Below are 315 nucleotides of genomic sequence, written 5' to 3'. Positions count from 1 at the left end.
ATTTTTACCTCGCGATTTAAACATGGCGCATATTTTAAAAACTGCAAGTATTACCAGATAAAGAATTGTTTATTACTTTTTGGGTCATGGCAATAAGCGCTCGGTTGCGGTTTAATATGCGACACCTCAATACACACCATTTTTAACACGGAGAGTAAAACTTGTTGCGCAGATTTCATCGGTTCCACACATACCACCATCGCAAGCGGCACTCGCTTTGGGACTGATAGGTTTAGGACAGGCATGGGCATTGTACATTCCAGAGGTTGGTGATCTCATGAGGCCCTACCTTGTGGCCATTGGCGCATTAATACC

General features: G+C 43.5%; 1 pseudogene. It reads left to right on the top strand.

Going from position 1 to position 315, the window contains the following annotated elements:
• Positions 1-161: 161 nt before the first annotated feature.
• A pseudogene (locus AB4585_RS27395) lies at positions 162-315 on the top strand (tellurium resistance protein); the annotation flags it as partial.

Origin of the sequence: Vibrio sp. 10N.222.49.C9 (assembly GCF_041474985.1) — a bacterium.
Classification (GTDB): Bacteria; Pseudomonadota; Gammaproteobacteria; order Enterobacterales; family Vibrionaceae; genus Vibrio; species Vibrio crassostreae_C.
This window is presented reverse-complemented; position numbering and strand designations above follow the sequence as displayed.